At 52.7% G+C, this 16,889-nt stretch carries 21 protein-coding genes and 2 tRNA genes; 11 read left to right on the top strand and 12 right to left on the bottom strand.

The features are described from left to right. Window positions 1-97: 97 nt before the first annotated feature. Window positions 98-301, bottom strand: coding sequence for a 50S ribosomal protein L31 (gene rpmE / locus EJE49_RS07270; RefSeq protein ID WP_087445706.1), 204 nt, complete (start codon window positions 299-301; stop codon window positions 98-100). Between the two features lie 164 nt (window positions 302-465). Here rpmE and EJE49_RS07265 point away from each other — a divergent pair. Continuing rightward, a tRNA-Met gene (locus EJE49_RS07265) sits at window positions 466-542 on the top strand. 121 nt (window positions 543-663) lie between these two features. Next, window positions 664-1,038, top strand: coding sequence for a diacylglycerol kinase (locus EJE49_RS07260; protein ID WP_223246785.1), 375 nt, complete (start codon window positions 664-666; stop codon window positions 1,036-1,038). A 62-nt stretch (window positions 1,039-1,100) separates the two neighbouring features. Here EJE49_RS07260 and EJE49_RS07255 read toward each other — a convergent pair. The 4 genes from EJE49_RS07255 to EJE49_RS07240 all read right to left on the bottom strand — a co-directional run bounded on the left by EJE49_RS07255 (window position 1,101) and on the right by EJE49_RS07240 (window position 3,238). Beyond that, window positions 1,101-1,176: transfer RNA gene (locus EJE49_RS07255), tRNA-Phe, on the bottom strand. A 48-nt stretch (window positions 1,177-1,224) separates the two neighbouring features. Next, on the bottom strand, window positions 1,225-1,917 hold the full coding sequence (mtgA, locus tag EJE49_RS07250) for a monofunctional biosynthetic peptidoglycan transglycosylase (protein ID WP_124949728.1): 693 nt from the start codon (window positions 1,915-1,917) through the stop codon (window positions 1,225-1,227). Beyond that, complete coding sequence (gene aroE, locus EJE49_RS07245; RefSeq protein ID WP_124949727.1) at window positions 1,914-2,729, bottom strand: shikimate dehydrogenase; 816 nt, start codon at window positions 2,727-2,729, stop codon at window positions 1,914-1,916. The genes mtgA and aroE overlap by 4 nt, the downstream gene beginning before the upstream one ends. 56 nt (window positions 2,730-2,785) lie before the next feature. Next, complete coding sequence (locus EJE49_RS07240) at window positions 2,786-3,238, bottom strand: rhodanese-like domain-containing protein (RefSeq protein ID WP_124949726.1); 453 nt, start codon at window positions 3,236-3,238, stop codon at window positions 2,786-2,788. Window positions 3,239-3,554: 316 nt separating this feature from the next. On the opposite strand from EJE49_RS07240, the gene glnA reads away from it, so the two are divergent. The 4 genes from glnA to ntrC all read left to right on the top strand — a co-directional run bounded on the left by glnA (window position 3,555) and on the right by ntrC (window position 8,125). Further along, window positions 3,555-4,964, top strand: a complete 1,410-nt coding sequence (glnA, locus tag EJE49_RS07235) for a glutamate--ammonia ligase (RefSeq protein ID WP_124949725.1) — start codon at window positions 3,555-3,557, stop codon at window positions 4,962-4,964. A gap of 108 nt (window positions 4,965-5,072) precedes the next feature. Beyond that, a complete protein-coding gene (locus EJE49_RS07230; RefSeq protein WP_124949724.1) occupies window positions 5,073-5,549 on the top strand; it encodes a DUF4124 domain-containing protein in 477 nt (158 codons plus the stop codon). Window positions 5,550-5,655: 106 nt separating this feature from the next. Beyond that, the gene (gene glnL, locus EJE49_RS07225) at window positions 5,656-6,711 is read left to right on the top strand and encodes a nitrogen regulation protein NR(II) (protein ID WP_223246784.1); all 1,056 of its coding nucleotides are present in this window, start codon (window positions 5,656-5,658) and stop codon (window positions 6,709-6,711) included. Between the two features lie 13 nt (window positions 6,712-6,724). Further along, window positions 6,725-8,125: a nitrogen regulation protein NR(I) gene (gene ntrC / locus EJE49_RS07220; RefSeq protein ID WP_124949723.1), complete on the top strand. Its 1,401-nt coding sequence runs from the start codon at window positions 6,725-6,727 to the stop codon at window positions 8,123-8,125. A 63-nt stretch (window positions 8,126-8,188) separates the two neighbouring features. On the opposite strand, the gene EJE49_RS07215 is transcribed toward ntrC, so the two are convergent. Then, entirely contained in the window at window positions 8,189-9,070 is an 882-nt protein-coding gene (locus tag EJE49_RS07215; RefSeq protein ID WP_124949722.1) for a phosphoribosylaminoimidazolesuccinocarboxamide synthase, read from the bottom strand. 31 nt (window positions 9,071-9,101) lie between these two features. After that, window positions 9,102-10,169 carry an AI-2E family transporter gene (locus EJE49_RS07210; RefSeq protein WP_124949721.1) on the bottom strand — a complete coding sequence of 356 codons (1,068 nt, stop codon included), beginning with the start codon at window positions 10,167-10,169 and terminating at the stop codon, window positions 9,102-9,104. A 45-nt stretch (window positions 10,170-10,214) separates the two neighbouring features. On the opposite strand from EJE49_RS07210, the gene purM reads away from it, so the two are divergent. The 3 genes from purM to EJE49_RS07195 all read left to right on the top strand — a co-directional run bounded on the left by purM (window position 10,215) and on the right by EJE49_RS07195 (window position 12,123). Continuing rightward, complete coding sequence (purM, locus tag EJE49_RS07205) at window positions 10,215-11,276, top strand: phosphoribosylformylglycinamidine cyclo-ligase (protein WP_124949720.1); 1,062 nt, start codon at window positions 10,215-10,217, stop codon at window positions 11,274-11,276. A 22-nt stretch (window positions 11,277-11,298) separates the two neighbouring features. Further along, a complete protein-coding gene (locus EJE49_RS07200; protein ID WP_124949719.1) occupies window positions 11,299-11,571 on the top strand; it encodes an oxidative damage protection protein in 273 nt (90 codons plus the stop codon). Window positions 11,572-11,796: 225 nt separating this feature from the next. Beyond that, window positions 11,797-12,123 (top strand): hypothetical protein, encoded by a 327-nt coding sequence (locus EJE49_RS07195; RefSeq protein WP_124949718.1) that lies wholly within the window; start codon window positions 11,797-11,799, stop codon window positions 12,121-12,123. A 14-nt stretch (window positions 12,124-12,137) separates the two neighbouring features. Here EJE49_RS07195 and EJE49_RS07190 read toward each other — a convergent pair whose 3' ends face one another. Continuing rightward, the gene (locus EJE49_RS07190; protein WP_124949717.1) at window positions 12,138-12,677 is read right to left on the bottom strand and encodes a response regulator transcription factor; all 540 of its coding nucleotides are present in this window, start codon (window positions 12,675-12,677) and stop codon (window positions 12,138-12,140) included. Further along, on the bottom strand, window positions 12,674-13,852 hold the full coding sequence (locus tag EJE49_RS07185) for a histidine kinase dimerization/phospho-acceptor domain-containing protein (RefSeq protein WP_223246783.1): 1,179 nt from the start codon (window positions 13,850-13,852) through the stop codon (window positions 12,674-12,676). The genes EJE49_RS07190 and EJE49_RS07185 overlap by 4 nt, the downstream gene beginning before the upstream one ends. A 118-nt stretch (window positions 13,853-13,970) precedes the next feature. On the opposite strand from EJE49_RS07185, the gene EJE49_RS07180 reads away from it, so the two are divergent. Beyond that, window positions 13,971-14,402, top strand: a complete 432-nt coding sequence (locus EJE49_RS07180) for a copper chaperone PCu(A)C (RefSeq protein WP_124949716.1) — start codon at window positions 13,971-13,973, stop codon at window positions 14,400-14,402. Between the two features lie 68 nt (window positions 14,403-14,470). Further along, on the top strand, window positions 14,471-15,025 hold the full coding sequence (locus EJE49_RS07175; RefSeq protein WP_124949715.1) for a CDP-alcohol phosphatidyltransferase family protein: 555 nt from the start codon (window positions 14,471-14,473) through the stop codon (window positions 15,023-15,025). Here the strand turns inward: EJE49_RS07175 and EJE49_RS07170 are convergent. From EJE49_RS07170 to EJE49_RS07160, 3 genes are all read right to left on the bottom strand, one after another. After that, complete coding sequence (locus EJE49_RS07170; RefSeq protein WP_124949714.1) at window positions 15,022-15,387, bottom strand: cyclic nucleotide-binding domain-containing protein; 366 nt, start codon at window positions 15,385-15,387, stop codon at window positions 15,022-15,024. The two genes, EJE49_RS07175 and EJE49_RS07170, sit on opposite strands and share 4 nt — an antisense overlap. Before the next feature lie 207 nt (window positions 15,388-15,594). Then, complete coding sequence (locus EJE49_RS07165) at window positions 15,595-16,209, bottom strand: glutathione S-transferase family protein (protein WP_124949713.1); 615 nt, start codon at window positions 16,207-16,209, stop codon at window positions 15,595-15,597. Between the two features lie 38 nt (window positions 16,210-16,247). Continuing rightward, entirely contained in the window at window positions 16,248-16,823 is a 576-nt protein-coding gene (locus tag EJE49_RS07160) for a pyridoxamine 5'-phosphate oxidase family protein (protein WP_189941750.1), read from the bottom strand. Window positions 16,824-16,889 lie beyond the last annotated feature (66 nt).

The following is a 16,889-nucleotide window of genomic DNA, read 5'->3' as shown; positions in this document are numbered from 1 at the left end:
AGCGCCTAGTAGTTATAAACGTGACAGTTGATTTTACTCCAAAAAACAAAAAAGGCAGCCTCGGCTGCCTTTTTGCTATCTCAAATCGGATGAAATATTATTTCATGCCGTATTTTTGACGGAATTTCTCAACGCGACCAGCGGTGTCAACAATCTTCTGCTTGCCGGTATAGAATGGGTGGCATTCTGAGCAAACTTCAACGTGAAGATCTTTGATCATGGTTGAGCGGGTGACAAATTTATTGCCACAGCTGCAAGTAACGTTGATGTCTTCGTATTTTGGGTGAATATCAGTTTTCATGATTTTTTCCTAAGGTGCTGCGGCGTGTACGCAGAAAGGACGTCATTATCCAGCAAAAAATCGGTCAGCGCAAGGTGCCAGTATAATATTGTTATTGATACGGGAATTGTTGTCTTGACAGGTCGTGTATTAAACTAGGATAATGCTGGGCTTCGTTTCAAGTTGGTGATGTAGCTCAGACGGTTAGAGCGATGGATTCATAACCCATAGGTCGGCGGTTCGATTCCGCCCATCACCACCATTCTTTTTCCCCTCTCGATTTTCCTTTGCTGTCATCAATTTGTCGCAAAAACTTAATGCGGTATTGCTGTTCAAGTTGGGTATGCCTCAGCTATGCTCAAGGTTTTTGAGGGTAGTTCGCCGTGCAAGAGTCTCCATTCAAAGGTAAAACCGGTCCCAAGCGCGTGCTCAACGCATTTTTTTATTCCATAGATGGCATGAAAGCCGCGCTGCGCCATGAAGATGCATTTCGTCAGGAGATGTTGCTGGCTGTGATTTTGATTCCGCTGGCGATTTTTCTGGAGCCTGGTGCGCTCGGTCGTGCGCTGATGATTGGTTCGGTATTGCTGGTGCTGATTGTGGAATTGCTAAACTCCGCAGTAGAGGCGGCCGTTGATCGTATTTCCTTCGAGCATCATCATCTGATCAAACGCGCCAAGGACATGGGCAGTGCTGCCGTGCTGGTGGCATTGCTGAATGTGTGTGTGGTGTGGGGGTTGATACTGTTTGGCAAATAAGAGCTTGTAATGGGCTGATTCAGGCAATAAAAAAGGCTTCCATATTGGAAGCCTTGTTTATTTGGTGGCTGGAGCGGGAATCGAACCTGCGACACGCGGATTTTCAATCCGCTGCTCTACCAACTGAGCTATCCAGCCACGAAGCCCGCTATTAGACTCTAAAAATGGAATTCGGTCAAGGATTTTTCATCTGGGCACGGCAACCTGGTACATGCGGGCCTGGATGGTGGCCGTGCGATGCATTAATCCGCGGGCGTTACGGTGGCTATCATAGTAGCGCGGGTTGGGCACCATGGCGGCGAGCTTGGCGGCCTGTCCGGCGGACAGATTGGCGGGCGAGGTGCGGTAATAGTAATACGATGCTGCTTGCGCGCCGAATACGCCGTTGCCCCACTCGATGACATTCATATAGATTTCCAGAATGCGGCGTTTGCTCATCATTTTTTCCAGCATGACGGTGATGATGGCTTCTTCAATTTTGCGCCACGGGGTGCGCTGTCCGGACAGAAACAGATTTTTGGCCAGTTGCTGGCTGATGGTTGAGCCGCCTGCGACGATTTTGCCTTTTTTCAGGTTTTTCTCGGCAGCATTCTGGATACCTTCCCAGTCGAAGCCGTCATGGCTTAAGAATTTGGCGTCTTCAGCCGCTACCAGGGCGCGCTTGAGGTTGCCGGAAATCTGGTTGTATGGCACCCACTTGAAACGTAGCTGCGCGTCCGGATTCTTTTGTTGCAGGATGTCCAGGCGTTCGTCCATGAACGCGCTATTCGCGGGGTTGTGATCGACCCACCACCAGACGTGGGCAAATAGCCAGCCTTGATAAAGTACGATGACGGCCAGCAGGGTCAGTACCCCGCGTTTGATCCATTTTAAAATCATATTGAGCGTAATTGGTTGATAACAGAGAGAGTGTCGGGGCGTATGCCGCGCCACAGGTGAAATGCTACTGCGGCTTGTTCGACCAGCATACCGAGGCCGTCTGCGCAATGTCCTGCGCCGTGTTCCTGGGCGTAACGCAGGAACGGGGTGGGCTCTGCGCCGTACATCATGTCGTAGGCCAGGCTGCCCGGCGCGAATACGTCGCTGGGTAAGGGGGCTAGTTCGCCGGAAAGGCTGGCGGATGTGGCGTTGATAATGCAATCGAATTGCACGCCGTGTAATGCTGCGTAATCGCAGGCTTCAACTATGCCGTAAGGCGAAAATTGACGCTGCAGCGTGATTGCGCGGCCCACTGTGCGATTGGCGATCACCAGAAATGCGGGGTGTTCGGCAAGTAGTGGGGCGATGACGCCGCGTGCGGCACCTCCGGCACCCATTACCAGGACACGGCGACGCGCCAGTGCATAGCCCAGGTTGTGCTGAATATCGGTGACTAAGCCGGCACCATCGGTATTGTCGGCAAGAATGCGGGTGTCGTTTAGCACTAAAGTGTTAGCGGCCTGGGCTAGGCGTGCGCGTGGAGTGAGTTCGTCGGCAAACTGCCATGCCTCTTCTTTGAAGGGGACGGTGATGTTGACACCACGCCCGCCGGTAGCCTGAAATTGTTTCAAGGTTTCGGCGAAACCGGTTAATGGTGCCAGCAGGCGCTCATAACTTAAATCCTGTGCAGTTTGGCTGGCAAATGCGGCATGAATAAGTGGCGATTTGGAGTGGGCAATCGGGTTGCCGATAACGGCGTAGCGGTCAGTCACGGGCAGTCATGATTCAGGCAAAAAATGAATTCTACTGCAAAAAATGGGCGTTGCCTTTATTTCTGATGCCAGGGCAAGCCCGCAAACTTCCATCCGTTTACCAGCCCGCGTTGCCCGAAGTTGTTTTTGTCGCCTTCGAAACCTTCGAGTATATTGTAAGATTCACTATAGCCAGCCGCCTGGGCGCTGATGGCGGCCTGATGTGAGCGATTGCCGCTGCGGCAGATAAACATGACCAAGGCTTCGGGATCGACAGACGCTTTAAGTTGCGCTACAAAATAAGGATTGGCTTGCCAGCCTGGGTAAGTTTGCCATTCCACTATGGTGGCTGGTTCAATGGTGCCGACCAGGTCACGCTCGGCCTGGCTGCGTACATCTACCAGTATGGCTCCGGGCGCATGCTGACTGAGATAATATGCTTCGGTCGGGGTGAGTGCGCCAACATAAGGTAAGTTGGCATCCTGAGCGCGTTGTTGAGCGGTATGGAGAATGTTGTTCAGCGTAGGCATTTTGTCACCCCGTAATTACTTGTGTAATGTCTTTGTAGTATAGATGCTGTTTCTGATTTTGGTAATGCAAGTTACATTTTTGCACCTGTTTGGTGCGGTATTAAAGTAGAGGCACCAATTTGGTGCTAACGCGAACTTCTGCACCAAATAGGTTTGTTGGCTTATGCTCTTTACACAGGCCGGCCTATGCAAGCATAATCTCAAAATGTGTGGTTGCTCGGATTGAGCTTCGTCTTGGCATATATCATGCTTGGTTAGGCGGATAACCTTATTTTTGATTTAATTCTGGATGTTACTTTTTAGCGAGGAGAACTCAATGGCGGTCGCCGACGTAATGCAAATGGTTAAAGACAACGATGTCAAATTCGTTGATTTTCGTTTTACTGATACCCGTGGTAAAGAACAGCACGTGACCGTGCCTGTTAAGCAGTTTACCAATGACAAATTCACCGATGGTCATGCGTTTGACGGTTCTTCCATCGCTGGCTGGAAAGGCATTCAAGCGTCGGACATGATCCTGATGCCGGATGCTGATAGCGCCCGTATGGATCCATTCATGGATGAGTCCACCCTGATTCTGACCTGTGACGTAATTGAGCCTTCGGACATGAAGGGTTATGACCGTGATCCACGCTCTATCGCTAAACGTGGCGAGGCTTATTTGAAATCTACCGGTATCGGTGATACTGCTTACTTCGGTCCTGAGCCAGAGTTCTTTATTTTTGATTCTGTGAGCTGGAAAACTGACATGTCAGGTACTTCAGTCAAGATCAATTCTGAAGAGGCTGCATGGAGTTCAGACGCAGTGTATGAAGGCGGCAATATGGGCCACCGCCCAGGCATTAAAGGTGGTTACTTCCCGGTTCCTCCTGTCGACAGCCTGCATGATATCCGCTCAGCAATGTGTCTGGCACTGGAAGATATGGGCGTGCCTGTTGAAGTGCACCACCATGAGGTGGCAACTGCTGGTCAATGCGAAATTGGTACTGTATTCAATACCTTGGTTAAGCGTGCTGATCAAACCCAAACACTGAAATACGTGGTTCATAACGTTGCTCATGCCTATGGTAAGACAGCAACGTTCATGCCTAAGCCTATCGTTGGTGACAACGGTTCCGGTATGCACGTACACCAGTCCATCTGGAAAGATGGCAAAAACCTGTTTGCCGGAAATGGCTATGCTGGTTTGTCAGAAACTGCTTTGTACTACATCGGCGGTATCATCAAGCACGCTAAGGCATTGAACGCGATTACCAACCCGGGTACCAACTCCTACAAGCGTCTGGTGCCAGGCTATGAGGCGCCAGTGATGCTGGCTTACTCAGCTAAAAACCGTTCTGCTTCGATTCGTATTCCACACGTCGCCAGCGAAAAAGGCCGTCGTATTGAAGTGCGTTTCCCTGATCCTTCTGCCAACCCATACCTCGCGTTCACCGCGTTGATGATGGCTGGTCTGGATGGTATTCAGAACAAGATTCATCCTGGCGATGCTGCAGATAAAAACCTGTATGATTTGCCACCAGAAGAAGAAGCGAAGATTCCTAAAGTTTGCCACTCTCTGGAAATGGCATTGGAAGCTTTGGATGCGGATCGCGAGTTCCTGACCCGCGGTGGTGTGTTCTCCAACGAAATGATCGATGCCTATATCGAATTGAAGATGGAAGAAGTGACCAAGTTCCGCATGACGACTCATCCTATCGAGTTTGAAATGTACTACTCACTGTAATTTTAATTGCAGTAAAAAAGGGGCGGATTTCCGCCCCTTTTTTTATTGGGGTTGCATCCCTGTTGGGCTTGCCCTAAACTCAAACCATCGTTTTGATCTGGTTCGCAAATGAAATTTTCAATTTTGATATTGGGTTTGTGTGTAGCGTTGCCTGCGCAAGCTGATATTTATAAACATATTGATGCTTCAGGTCAGGTTACCTATACCGATCGTCCGGTAAAGGGGGCTAAGCGTTTGGATCTGGAGCCGGCGGCCACGCCAGTGATGCATACGGTAAATGGGGCTAATACGCCGCGTAAAAGAGAAACAGCAAATCCTACGCCGATTAGTTTCCCGCGGGTAGACACGGATGTCCAGCGTAAGCGCGATAACGTGCGCCGTAATGTGCTGGAAGACGAATTGCGTAATGAAGAGCAGGCCCTGGCAGATGCCGTCGCAGCCAAAAGAGACGGTGAAGTGTTGCGACCCGGCGAAAAAATCAGCAGCCCTGCTTATATCACCCGCACAGATAAGCTGGATAACAACATTAAATTGCATCGTGACAATATTAATGCGCTCAGGAGAGAGCTGAGCAGCGTCAAATAACATTCCTGGCTTACAAATTGCTTAATAAGAATTGAATTAACTATTTAGCGATAGCGGCGCCTTGTTTTGGTGCGCCGTTTCATTTTATCCCTCGCAGTACAATGGCATGGAATACATGAATCCTTATTTTGTAGGTTTGGAGTGGTTGGCGACAGCGGTTTTGGCTCTGGATGAACATCGTTGTGTGCGCTATATCAATCCGGCTGCAGAGAATTTGCTGGGCTTGAGTGTGGTGCAAGTAAAAGGCATGCCATTAAATGATATTTTTCGGCAGCCTGCTCAGCTGAATGCCGCACTGGATTATGCGATTGCGCATAATGCCAGCTTCACTGAACATGAATTGCATCTGCAAGTCGGTGACATCTCGTTGCAGGTGAGCGCAACGTTTACCCCGGTCGAAAGCCCCGCGGCTGCGTTCATGCTCGAATTTCACGCGATGGATCAGCAGTTGAAAATTGCTCGGGACGAGCATATGTTACTGCAGCAACAGGCTAATCGCGAGTTGGTGCGAAACTTGGCACATGAGATCAAAAATCCGCTGGGTGGCATACGTGGAGCGGCGCAATTGCTGGAGCACGAGCTGTCAACGGAGACGCGCGAGTACACGCAAGTCATTATTCAGGAATCTGACCGCCTGCAGTCACTAATGGATAGACTGCTGACACCGCATCGTTTGCCGCAGATCAATGCCCTTAATATTCATGAAGTGCTGGAGCGGGTGCGTAGCGTAACCTTGGCCGAAACCCCGAAAGGTTTGGTAATTCGGCGTGATTACGACACCAGCATCCCTGATATTGTGGGGGATCGCGAGCAGCTGATACAGGTGGTATTGAATATCGTGCGTAATGCGGTGCAGGCATTGCAAGGCAAAGGCGAAATCTATCTGCGAACGCGCATTGCGCGACAAGTGACGCTGGCGATGAAGCGTTATCCGCTGGCGGCACAAATACAGATTATTGATAATGGTCCAGGTATCCCTGAATCGGTACGTGATCGAATTTTTTTCCCCCTGGTCTCGGCGCGCGAAGGTGGCAGCGGCCTGGGATTAACATTGGCGCAGACTTTTGTGCATCAGCACCATGGCACTATTGAAGTGGAAAGTCAGCCCGGACGCACCTGTTTTACTTTATTGCTGCCGTTAGGGCAGCCCCCCGCATATTGATGATGGAATTATCATGACAAAACCAGTTTGGATTATTGACGACGATCGCTCCATCCGTTGGGTGTTTGAAAAGGCGCTGCAGCGCGAAGGCATAGACTTCGTCAGCTTTACTTCCGTCCCTGAAGTTGAGGCGGCGCTAGAGCACAGTAAGCCGCAGGTGGTGGTGAGTGATATCCACATGCCAGGCGGCTCAGGTCTGGATCTGCTGCAGCAGTTGAAATCGCGTTTCCCCAAGCTGCCGGTGATTATCATGACCGCCTATTCCGATCTGGAATCCGCGGTAGCAGCATTTCAGGGGGGCGCATTTGAATACCTGCCCAAACCGTTTGATGTGGATCATGCCATTGAACTGATTCGCCGTGCCGTAGATGAAAGCATGCGAGTAGACGAGGCGGCGGCTGCGGTGCAGATAGAAGGTGTGCCGGAGATACTGGGTCAGGCACCGGCCATGCAGGAAGTGTTTCGCGCCATAGGCCGGCTTTCGCAATCGCATACCACGGTGCTGATTACAGGTGAATCCGGTACCGGTAAGGAGCTGGTGGCATCAGCATTGCATCGCCATAGTCCGCGCGCCAGTAAGCCGTTTATTGCGCTGAATACCGCGGCGATCCCCAAGGATCTGCTGGAGTCCGAGTTGTTCGGGCATGAGCGCGGGGCTTTTACCGGCGCGGCAGTGCAGCGTCGCGGACGCTTTGAGCAAGCTGACGGCGGCACCCTTTTTCTGGATGAGATCGGCGATATGCCGGCAGAATTGCAGACACGCTTATTACGCGTGCTGGCTGACGGCCAGTTTTACCGTGTGGGTGGGCATCAGCCGATCAAGGTCAATGTCCGCGTCATTGCCGCTACGCATCAGGACCTGGAAACCCGGGTGAAAGAAGGCCTGTTTCGCGAAGATCTGTACCATCGTCTTAACGTGATTCGTTTGCGTTTGCCGGCGTTGCGTGAGCGCAGCGAAGACATTGCGCTGCTGGCCAAGCATTTTTTGCAGAAAAGCGCGCAAGAACAAGGGGTGGATGCCAAGAAGCTGTCCGAGGCCGCGATCCGGCATTTAAGCCAGTTCAGCTGGAGCGGTAACGTCCGCCAGCTGGAGAACGTCTGCCATTGGTTGACGGTGATGGCGCCGGGTAATAACGTGGATGTGTCGGATTTGCCACCGGAAATTCTGAATGCCAGCCCATCTGAACATGTCAGCGGTGACTGGTTGCAGGCTTTGGCGCATACCGCAGATGCGGCGCTCAGTCGCGGTGAGGTAGGTATTATCGAGGGATTAACTCATGATTTTGAAAAAACCCTGATTAATATTGCCCTTAAGCACACCGGCGGGCGTCGTATCGAAGCGGCTAATTTGCTCGGATTGGGGCGCAATACCCTGACCCGTAAAATTCAGGAACTGGGGTTGGCGGCAGAGTAAGGCTAGCTGAATAAGGTTCACGGCGCACACCAGCACGTGAACCTTAGTTGCTGTAAAGCAAGCTCAGGCCATTAAGCGCGCTACGGCTTCACGGTATTTTTCACCGGTTTTCTGTGCCACGTCTGCGGGCAATTCCGGTGCCGGCGGTTGCTTGTTCCAGCCCGAATTTTCCAGCCAGTCGCGGACAAACTGTTTATCGAAGCTAGCTGGGTTGCGGCCGGTCTGGTATTCATCGGCAGGCCAGAACCGTGATGAATCCGGTGTCAGCACTTCGTCGATTACGTACAGTTTACCACTGGCATCCAGCCCGAATTCGAATTTGGTATCGGCAATAATGATGCCGCGTGTCAGTGCGTAAGCGGCAGCACGGGAATAGAGCGCGATGCTGGCATCACGCACCTGGGCGGCAATGTCGGCACCCAGCAATTCCTCAGCGCGTGCGAAGTCGATATTTTCATCATGTGCGCCGACTTCGGCTTTGGTTGATGGAGTAAATAACGGTTGCGGCAGTTGTGCTGCCTGCGCCAGACCGGCAGGCAGCGCGATGCCACAGACGCTGCCGGTGCTCTGATATTCCTTCCAGCCGGAGCCGACCAGATATCCACGCACGATGGCTTCCACCGGCAATGGCTTGAGACGTTTTACGACCATGGCACGGCCACTGACCTGATCGCGTTCATTGGGTTGCACTACGGATTCCGGGGCGTCGCCAGTGAGATGATTGGGGATGATGTCTGCCAGTTGCTTGAACCAGAAATGTGAAATTTCGGTGAGTACCGCGCCTTTGCCGGGAATCGGCGTGGGCAATACTACGTCGAATGCGGACAAACGGTCAGTTGCTACGATCAGCAAACGGTGTTCGTCAACTGCGTACAGATCGCGGACTTTGCCGCGCGACAGCAGTTTGAGTGAGGGAATATTCGATTCGAGTAGCGCGGTAGTCATGTTGAGCGGCTTCTAATAGCGGAAAGTTATATTATACATTTGGATGCTGGTATAGGCTGCTTTGTTGATAAGCCTGTTTGATATGACGTAAACCCACCAGTAATGCGGCGGATACCGGCAATGCCAGAAGAATTCCGAAAAATCCAAAAATCTGGCCGAAAGCCAGCAAGGCAAATATTACCGCCAGCGGGTGCAATCCGATACGTTCACCGACCAGCCAGGGGGTGACCCCCATGCTCTCTATCACCTGGCCGATGCCGAATACCACCCAGATCGGAATCAAATCGGAGAGCTCGGCAAACTGTACCAGGCCGGCCAGCGATGCCAGTCCCAGGCCGAGGATGACACCCAGATACGGCACAAATACCAGCAAGCCAGCGAGCAAGCCTATCGGCAGTGCATAGTCCAGACCCACTGCCCACAATGATGTCGCATAAAACGCGGCCATGATCAGCATCACGGTGAGCTGGCCGCGCAGAAATTCAGCCAAAACCACATCGATTTCACGGGCGATGGTCTGCGTTTTTTTATGCCAGCGCCGCGGTACCAGTTCGTCCAGTTTCAGCACAAAACTGTCCCAGTCGCGCAGCATGTAGAACAGCACCACCGGAATCAGCAGCAAGTTGGTGAGGATGCCGAGTGCGGTCAGCGTACTGTCTTTGAGGGTAGGCAGTAACATGCCGGCGGCGCTACCTACCCCCTGCAGGTGGTCGCGTACCATCTGTTGCAAATTGGCGGCATCGGGCAAGGTCACGCCGAAACGGTCATGCAGCAATGGTGCCAGTCGGGTCTGGATCCACACCAGATAGTCGGGCAGGCGTTGCACAAAATGCAGGGTTTCATTTTGCACTACCGGAAATAAAATCAGCCCCAGCAGCAGAAATGTTAATAACAAACCGAAGAAAACAAACGTAGTGGCAAGGGTGCGGGAAAATTTATAACGTTCCAGCCTGTCCGCCAGCGGGTCGCAAATGTACGCCAGAATGGCCGCAATCAGGAATGGTGTCAGAATCGGCGCAAGCAAATACAGGGTGCCGGTGAAGACAATGATGGCAATAATTGCCCAAATCCATTCAGTGTTTAATCGGGATGCGTTCATTTGCGGTAAAATACCACAAATTACCTTAAACGAAATGAGCTTATCGTGACTGGCCCAAATAAAACTAGCCCAAACACCCCTTCCCTTTCCTATCGTGATGCTGGTGTCGATATCGACGCAGGTGATGCGCTGGTCGATCGTATCAAGCCATGGGCTAAACGCACCATGCGTCCTGAAGTGATGGGCGGTATCGGCGGATTCGGCGCGTTGATGGGTTTGCCAACCAAGTACAAAAATCCGGTGCTGGTCTCCGGTACGGATGGTGTCGGCACCAAGCTCAAGCTGGCATTCATGCTCAACAAGCATGACACCGTGGGTATTGACCTGGTGGGTATGAGCGTCAACGATATTCTGGTGCAGGGCGCCGAATCGTTATTTTTCCTCGATTATTTTGCCTGCGGCAAACTGGATGTGGATGTGGCCGAACAGGTTATCAAAGGCATTGCGCTGGGTTGTGAGCAAGCCGGTTGTGCCCTGATTGGCGGCGAAACGGCAGAGATGCCGGGCATGTACCCTGCCGGTGAGTATGATCTGGCCGGATTCGCGGTTGGCGTAGTGGAGCGTGATGCCATCATTGACGGCAGCACCATTTGCCCTGGCGATGTGGTGCTGGGTCTGGCCTCGAGCGGCCCCCATTCCAATGGCTATTCGCTGATTCGTAAAATTATCGAAGTCAGTGGAGTCGATGTAAATGCTGACTTCCATGGCCGCAAAATGGCGGATGTGCTGATGACGCCGACGCGTATTTATGTGAAGCCGTTGCTGGCACTGATGGCGAGTATGCCGGTCAAAGGTATGGCGCATATTACTGGCGGCGGGCTGACGGGTAACGTGCCGCGCATCCTGGCGGAGAATTTGACTGCCGAGATAGACGCTAACAGCTGGGAAATGCCTGCCATTTTCCGCTGGTTGCAAGAGCAAGGTGGTGTGGTCGATGCGGAAATGCACCGTACCTTTAACTGCGGTATCGGCATGGTTGTCATTGTTGCCGCTGAGCACGCCGATGCGGCGATGCAACAGTTGAACGCAGCCGGTGAAACCGTGCATCGTATTGGCACAATTCGCACGCGTGGTGAAGGTGAAGACCAAACCATCGTCAATATTTAATTAATAATTGGAGTAATGAAACATGGCTAGAATGGTTAATTGCATCAAATTGGGTCGTGAGGCTGAAGGTCTGGATTTTCCACCGTTACCAGGTGAAATGGGACAGCGTCTGTACGCCAATGTCTCCAAGGAAGCCTGGGCTGGCTGGTTGCGTCAGCAAACCATGCTGGTGAATGAAAATCGCCTAAATCTGGCCGATATCAAAGCACGCAAATACCTGATGGAACAAGTTGAAAAGTACTTCTTCGGTGAAGGTGCTGATCAAGTGCAAGGCTATGTACCACCTAGTAATTGATATTGTTTGTGCTCAACGCAAAGTCGGAATGTGATTTTGCGTTGAGGTAGTTTGTTCAGTCGTGCCAGATGGGTTACGTATTGTTATTTCCAGCACCACTCTCCATTTTTGTATTTTCCAGTTGCTTGTAACGTGGTGTCAGTACTTGCAAGCTTCAGGCAGCTGACAGTGTAAGCAGTTAGACTGGTATTCTTGTGACGTGATAACCGAGACAAAGGAGCTGCAATGAAGATGATACAGAAAACCGCAATGACGCTGACCCTGGCATGCCTGATGCTGAACTACGCGGCCGCAGAAGATAAACCGGCCAGCGAACCCGGTGTCGTGAGTAAGGTAGAGCACGCCGTCAAGCGTGGCGCTGATGCGACGGTCAAGGGGGTTAAGCGCGGTGCCAAGGCGGCGGCGAGTGGTGTTCAGCGTGGTGGTAAGGCGGCGGCACACGGTGTTGAGCGCGGTGTAGAGGCAACCGGGCATGCGTTAAATCGTGTAGGCGATAAACTGCACGGCAGTTCCGAGGCCAAACCTGCCGTTCCGGCAGCACCGGAAAAATAACGGGTAAATGCGGTTTAATCCCGTACCGGGTGTTTGAACAATTTACGTTGCAAGGTACGGCGGTGCATATTCAGTGCGCGGGCGGTGGCGGAGATGTTGCCGTCGTGTTCATTGAGTACGCGCTGGATGTGCTCCCATTCCAGCCGTTCAATCGAAGGCGGGCGGATCTCGGTGGCTATGTTGGCATCGCCGCTGTCCTTATGTAATGCCGCGACAATTTCATCGACTTCAGCCGGTTTGGCCAGATAGTGGGTTGCACCGAGTTTGATGGCTTCAATCGCTGTGGCAATGCTGGCGTAGCCGGTAAGCATGACGATACGCGTGTGCTGGTCCAGCTGTTTGAGTTGCTCTATCAGGCGCAGTCCGGTTTCTCCCGGCATTTTCAAATCAATCACGGCATATTCTGGCGGGTTTGCTGTGGCATATTCGACTGCGGTGGCGACGTTATGCACGCTGTGGACGGCATAGCCGCGCCGGGTCAGGGCGCGCGCCAGCACAGCACAGAAAGTCGCATCATCATCTACCAATAATAAGCTGGGCGCGTTGTTGTTCATGACGGGTGCCGGTTATGCAGGGGCAGGCGTACCGCCACGTGCGCCCCGCCACCCTCGCGGCTGAGTAATGCGACACTGCCGCCATGACGCTCTATGCTGGTGTTAGCCAGAAACAGGCCGATACCATAGCCGCCCTGCTCGTCCCAGTCCACTTCAATTTCAACCTGATTGCCGGCGGCATCGGCAGCGTTGTTGCACAGATTGAGCAAAGCCTGATTCAGGGTGTCTTCAGCGATGAGGCCGGGGATCGGTAATGTGCCCAGCCAGCGTGTCGTTACCTGCACTTGCGGGCGCATCAGTTGCCATTGTTCCAGCAACTGGTTCAGCCACACGTCGATATTTACGGCTGAGCCGCTTTCTGCGCGGCCACTTTCACCTACCGTGGTCAGGCGCGTGAGTATGGTTTTGCAGACAGTTACCTGATTGCGCAGAATTTGCAGTGATTGGCTGAGCTCGGGGTCATTGGGATAGTCGTGTTGCAATTCGCTGGCGACGATGTTCATGGTCGCCAGCGGGGTTGATAGTTCGTGGGCAGCGCCCGCGGCCAGGCTGCCCAGCGCTACAATTTGTTCGTCACGCAGACGTGTCTCGCGGATACGCGCCAGCGCCTGGTCACGCTGACGAATCGAGCTTGCCATCTTGCCGATGAAATACGCAATCATTACGGCGCTGACGATGAAGTTCAGCCACATTCCGGCCAGATGCAGAGAGAATTCCACTTCACCCGGGGGCAGGCTCAGGGGGACAAACAGTTGGGTCAGCAGCGAATAGGCGATGATGCTGAGGATGGTCGTGGCCCAGGCGTAAGCCGCTGGCAGTGTAGTTGCAGCGATGATGATGGGCAGTAAATACAGTGACACGAATGGATTGCTGGCGCCGCCACTGTAGTACAGCAACATGGTAAGTGCGGCCATGTCTGCCAGTAATTGGGTAAAAAATTCCAGCGTGGTGACCGGCCACGGCTGCGCAAGGCGCAACCAGGTGGCTAGGTTCAATATCGCCAGCATGGCGACGATGCCAAGCATGGCAGGTAACGGCAGGGCAATGTTGAGCCCATAATACGCCGCCCCTAGTGCCAGCAATTGTCCGCCAATAGCATACAGACGCAACACGAACAGGTTGCGCAGCATGCCTTCTACAGGCACAGTGGTGAGGGTTTGAACAGGAATGATCATGCTGATATTCTACCTGTGTTCCTAGTGTAACCGTTCAGGTGCGACAATTTGTCGCATTTCAAGTGCTTGGTTTACAGGCAACAATAGCCATTTCTGCTTTATTTTGAAAGGATAGTACATGAAACGCTGGGCGATATTGGTTGGTATGCTGCTCACTCAGGTGGCGGTGGCAGCGGATGTGAAGGTCGAGCAAGCCTGGATGCGGGCAACGGCCCCGGGGCAGGAAGTGGCTGGTGCATATCTGAATATTACCAGCGCAGTTGATGCCAGGTTAGTGGGTGTGAGCAGTCCGGCTGCCGGCACGGTGCAGTTGCACACCATGAGCATGAATCAGGGGGTGATGGAAATGCACGAGATGAAAGAGATCGCGCTGCCCAAAAATAAAACGGTGAAATTGGCGCCGGGCGGGCTGCATATCATGCTGTTTGATCTTAAACAGACGATGAAGCCGGGAGATGTGGTGCCGATGACGCTGGATGTGGCGACTTCAGCCAGGCATCATGAAAAAATTGAGGTGAAAGTAGAAGTACGCGATCTGGGTGGGCATTAAATTATTCAGTATGTGCCAGATTAGGCGTAGCATCTGAACTCTGTCAGACATATAGCGAATGGAGCAACATGCTGAATGTGCCGAATACGATTAGTCTGTTACGCCTGTTATTGGTACCCGCAGTGATCTATCTGCTCGCGCAGTCAGCTTATGCGTATGCGCTGGCAGTATTTCTGCTGGCGAGCGTAAGCGATGGCATTGATGGCTGGATAGCCCGGCATTATGACTTGCGTACCCGCTTCGGCGCGATGATGGACCCGGTGGCGGACAAGCTGATTATTTTAGCGTGTCTGCTGATGCTGACCTGGCTGGGGTGGATACCACTCTGGCTGACATTATCCTTGCTGGTGCGCGATATGGTAATCGTATTCGGTGCAATCGCGTATCGGCGTGTGGTTGGCCATGTGGATATAACCCCGACTATGCTGGGAAAAACCCATATCTTCATGGAATTCGGAATGTTGTGCGTGGTGCTGGCGCATGCGGCAGCCATTATCGCTGTTGCGAACTGGCTGCCGTACCTGTTTGTGCTGGTATGTTCTACGGCAGTGCTGTCAGGTGGCCAGTACATATGGATATGGGGGCGCAAAGCCGCCGACTCCCTGGCCGGCAAAGCGCATTAAAGTAATTTGTTGGTGTTGCGCAAGCGGGATGCAATGACGCGCATGACGTGAACCGCAAAATTTGGCGTGTTCTGAATAAGAAAATGGAAGCGTGGCGCATCAATCGTCACCAGCGCGCAATCAGATAGTGCGGTAGCGCTTGCCGAGCGTTGGGCAGTTTCTTCCACCAGTGACATTTCGCCGAGCAGCGCGCCCTTCTCTGCCGTCTCCACCACCTTGCCGTTTACCGAAATCTCGACCGTACCGGACATAAGCACGTACATCACCTCGCCTGGCTCACCTTCTGTGAACAGGGTATGACCGGCAGTCACCATGAGCAAATCTGTTTCGTGGTGGAAGAGCTTTTCGGATTCGAATTTCATGGCGTGGCTATATGAGGTTGAGAGCGCTGATTATATAGGCCATGTTCATAGTAGGGCAATGTGTAAATGCGCTTACCACTGAGGCGCGCAGGCTTTCATCAAATAATTTTATTCAGACATACTCCGGTGCGGGTGCGATTCGCCTCCAATCATCTCGTTGACCGTATGGGCGTGGCTGTGCGCATGGGTTTTCTTGCGGGTAAGTAATCAGGCTGCAGAATCGGGAGTCCACATAGCGGGCATCCCCACATAACGTTCCAGCGACTGAATGCGGCTCAGCCAGTCGGTAACGGCAGGATACGGCTGCAGATCCACTCCGCCTTCAGGAGCCAGCGCCAGGTAGGGATACATGGCAATATCCGCAATACTGATTTGTTCGCCTGCCAGCCAGAGCTGGCGGGCAAGTTGCGCTTGCAGGATGTTGAGCACGGTTGTGGTGATCTGCTGCGCTTCAACCACGTTGATATCGCGGCCAAATTTGTGATGCAGACGTAATGCATTTGGCCCGCGCGTGACTTCATTGGCAGCGGTGGATAGCCATGCCATCACTTGCGCCATGGCTGCGGGTGCCAGCGGCAGCCAGTGTTCGGCGCCGTATTGTCTGGCCAGATAGACCAGTATGGCCTGGCTGTCGCGGATCATTGTGTCGCCGTCTTCCAGCACCGGTACTTGCCCAAACGGATTTCTAGCCAGGAACGGCGCGGATTTCTGATCGTGTTGCTGTCCGTTCAGAATTACGCTTTCGTATTTCTGGCCGAGTAAAGACAACATCAGTCTGGCCTTGTGGCTGTGTCCGGATAGCGGGAATTCATACAGTTTCATGCGGTTTTCTCCTGCAGGTTGAGAGGTGTTCTGTGCCGTTAGTTATCATGCAGTTCGCTGTCAGCAAGTGGTACGAGCTGCATGTGCGGGATTCTGGATTTGCAGTTGCCATAGACTTGTTCTGTGGTAACGCGGACATAGCGTTGCGCCAGCGGCCACACATCGGCATACGCCGTTTGCGCCTCCAGGATTTCCGCCCGTCCGTTCAGGCGTACGCGCCTGCGCGACTGAAAGTCGATGAACAGCATACCGATGTGGCCATTGACAATGATGTTGCCCAGCGAGTTATAGAGTTTGTTGCCGCGATAATCCGGGAACACCAGCGTCCTGCTGTCCAGTGTTTTAACCAGAGGATAGGGCTGCCCCGCAACATCGTATTCGCGACCGCGAAAGCTGCAATCGCATTCGCCCGTGGTATTTGACGTGGCGATGAAGAAAAATGGCAAATTTTCGATAAACTCGGCAAGGCTGGGTGGAATGTCCTCATGGAACATGTTGCTAAGTCTGTGCGCATCCCAGATGCCTCCGGCACCAAAGCGTTGTTGCGCCGCCAGTTCGCCAGCGTGCAGTGGCGTGTCAGATGGGATTTTCCGGTTATCTGTGAAGTGGGTCATGGTGATGTTTCCTCTCTGCGTGGGTGTTACTTTGCCTGAATTCAGGTACGGGCAGAATATCCACGG

The organism is Sulfuriferula thiophila, assembly GCF_003864975.1.
Classification (GTDB): Bacteria; Pseudomonadota; Gammaproteobacteria; order Burkholderiales; family Sulfuriferulaceae; genus Sulfuriferula; species Sulfuriferula thiophila.
This window is presented reverse-complemented; position numbering and strand designations above follow the sequence as displayed.

What these genes read in the sequence shown, in the direction of transcription:
- EJE49_RS07160 (WP_189941750.1), bottom strand. Translation starts at nt 16,823, where the DNA reads ATGACCCACTTCACAGATAACCGGAAAATCCCATCTGACACGCCACTG.
- EJE49_RS07175 (WP_124949715.1), top strand. Translation starts at nt 14,471, where the DNA reads ATGCTGAATGTGCCGAATACGATTAGTCTGTTACGCCTGTTATTGGTA.
- rpmE (WP_087445706.1), bottom strand. Translation starts at nt 301, where the DNA reads ATGAAAACTGATATTCACCCAAAATACGAAGACATCAACGTTACTTGC.
- EJE49_RS07180 (WP_124949716.1), top strand. Translation starts at nt 13,971, where the DNA reads ATGAAACGCTGGGCGATATTGGTTGGTATGCTGCTCACTCAGGTGGCG.
- EJE49_RS07165 (WP_124949713.1), bottom strand. Translation starts at nt 16,209, where the DNA reads ATGAAACTGTATGAATTCCCGCTATCCGGACACAGCCACAAGGCCAGA.
- EJE49_RS07200 (WP_124949719.1), top strand. Translation starts at nt 11,299, where the DNA reads ATGGCTAGAATGGTTAATTGCATCAAATTGGGTCGTGAGGCTGAAGGT.
- EJE49_RS07210 (WP_124949721.1), bottom strand. Translation starts at nt 10,169, where the DNA reads ATGAACGCATCCCGATTAAACACTGAATGGATTTGGGCAATTATTGCC.
- EJE49_RS07190 (WP_124949717.1), bottom strand. Translation starts at nt 12,677, where the DNA reads ATGAACAACAACGCGCCCAGCTTATTATTGGTAGATGATGATGCGACT.
- EJE49_RS07170 (WP_124949714.1), bottom strand. Translation starts at nt 15,387, where the DNA reads ATGAAATTCGAATCCGAAAAGCTCTTCCACCACGAAACAGATTTGCTC.
- ntrC (WP_124949723.1), top strand. Translation starts at nt 6,725, where the DNA reads ATGACAAAACCAGTTTGGATTATTGACGACGATCGCTCCATCCGTTGG.
- EJE49_RS07195 (WP_124949718.1), top strand. Translation starts at nt 11,797, where the DNA reads ATGAAGATGATACAGAAAACCGCAATGACGCTGACCCTGGCATGCCTG.
- mtgA (WP_124949728.1), bottom strand. Translation starts at nt 1,917, where the DNA reads ATGATTTTAAAATGGATCAAACGCGGGGTACTGACCCTGCTGGCCGTC.
- EJE49_RS07185 (WP_223246783.1), bottom strand. Translation starts at nt 13,852, where the DNA reads ATGATCATTCCTGTTCAAACCCTCACCACTGTGCCTGTAGAAGGCATG.
- EJE49_RS07240 (WP_124949726.1), bottom strand. Translation starts at nt 3,238, where the DNA reads ATGCCTACGCTGAACAACATTCTCCATACCGCTCAACAACGCGCTCAG.
- glnA (WP_124949725.1), top strand. Translation starts at nt 3,555, where the DNA reads ATGGCGGTCGCCGACGTAATGCAAATGGTTAAAGACAACGATGTCAAA.
- glnL (WP_223246784.1), top strand. Translation starts at nt 5,656, where the DNA reads ATGGAATACATGAATCCTTATTTTGTAGGTTTGGAGTGGTTGGCGACA.
- EJE49_RS07230 (WP_124949724.1), top strand. Translation starts at nt 5,073, where the DNA reads ATGAAATTTTCAATTTTGATATTGGGTTTGTGTGTAGCGTTGCCTGCG.
- EJE49_RS07215 (WP_124949722.1), bottom strand. Translation starts at nt 9,070, where the DNA reads ATGACTACCGCGCTACTCGAATCGAATATTCCCTCACTCAAACTGCTG.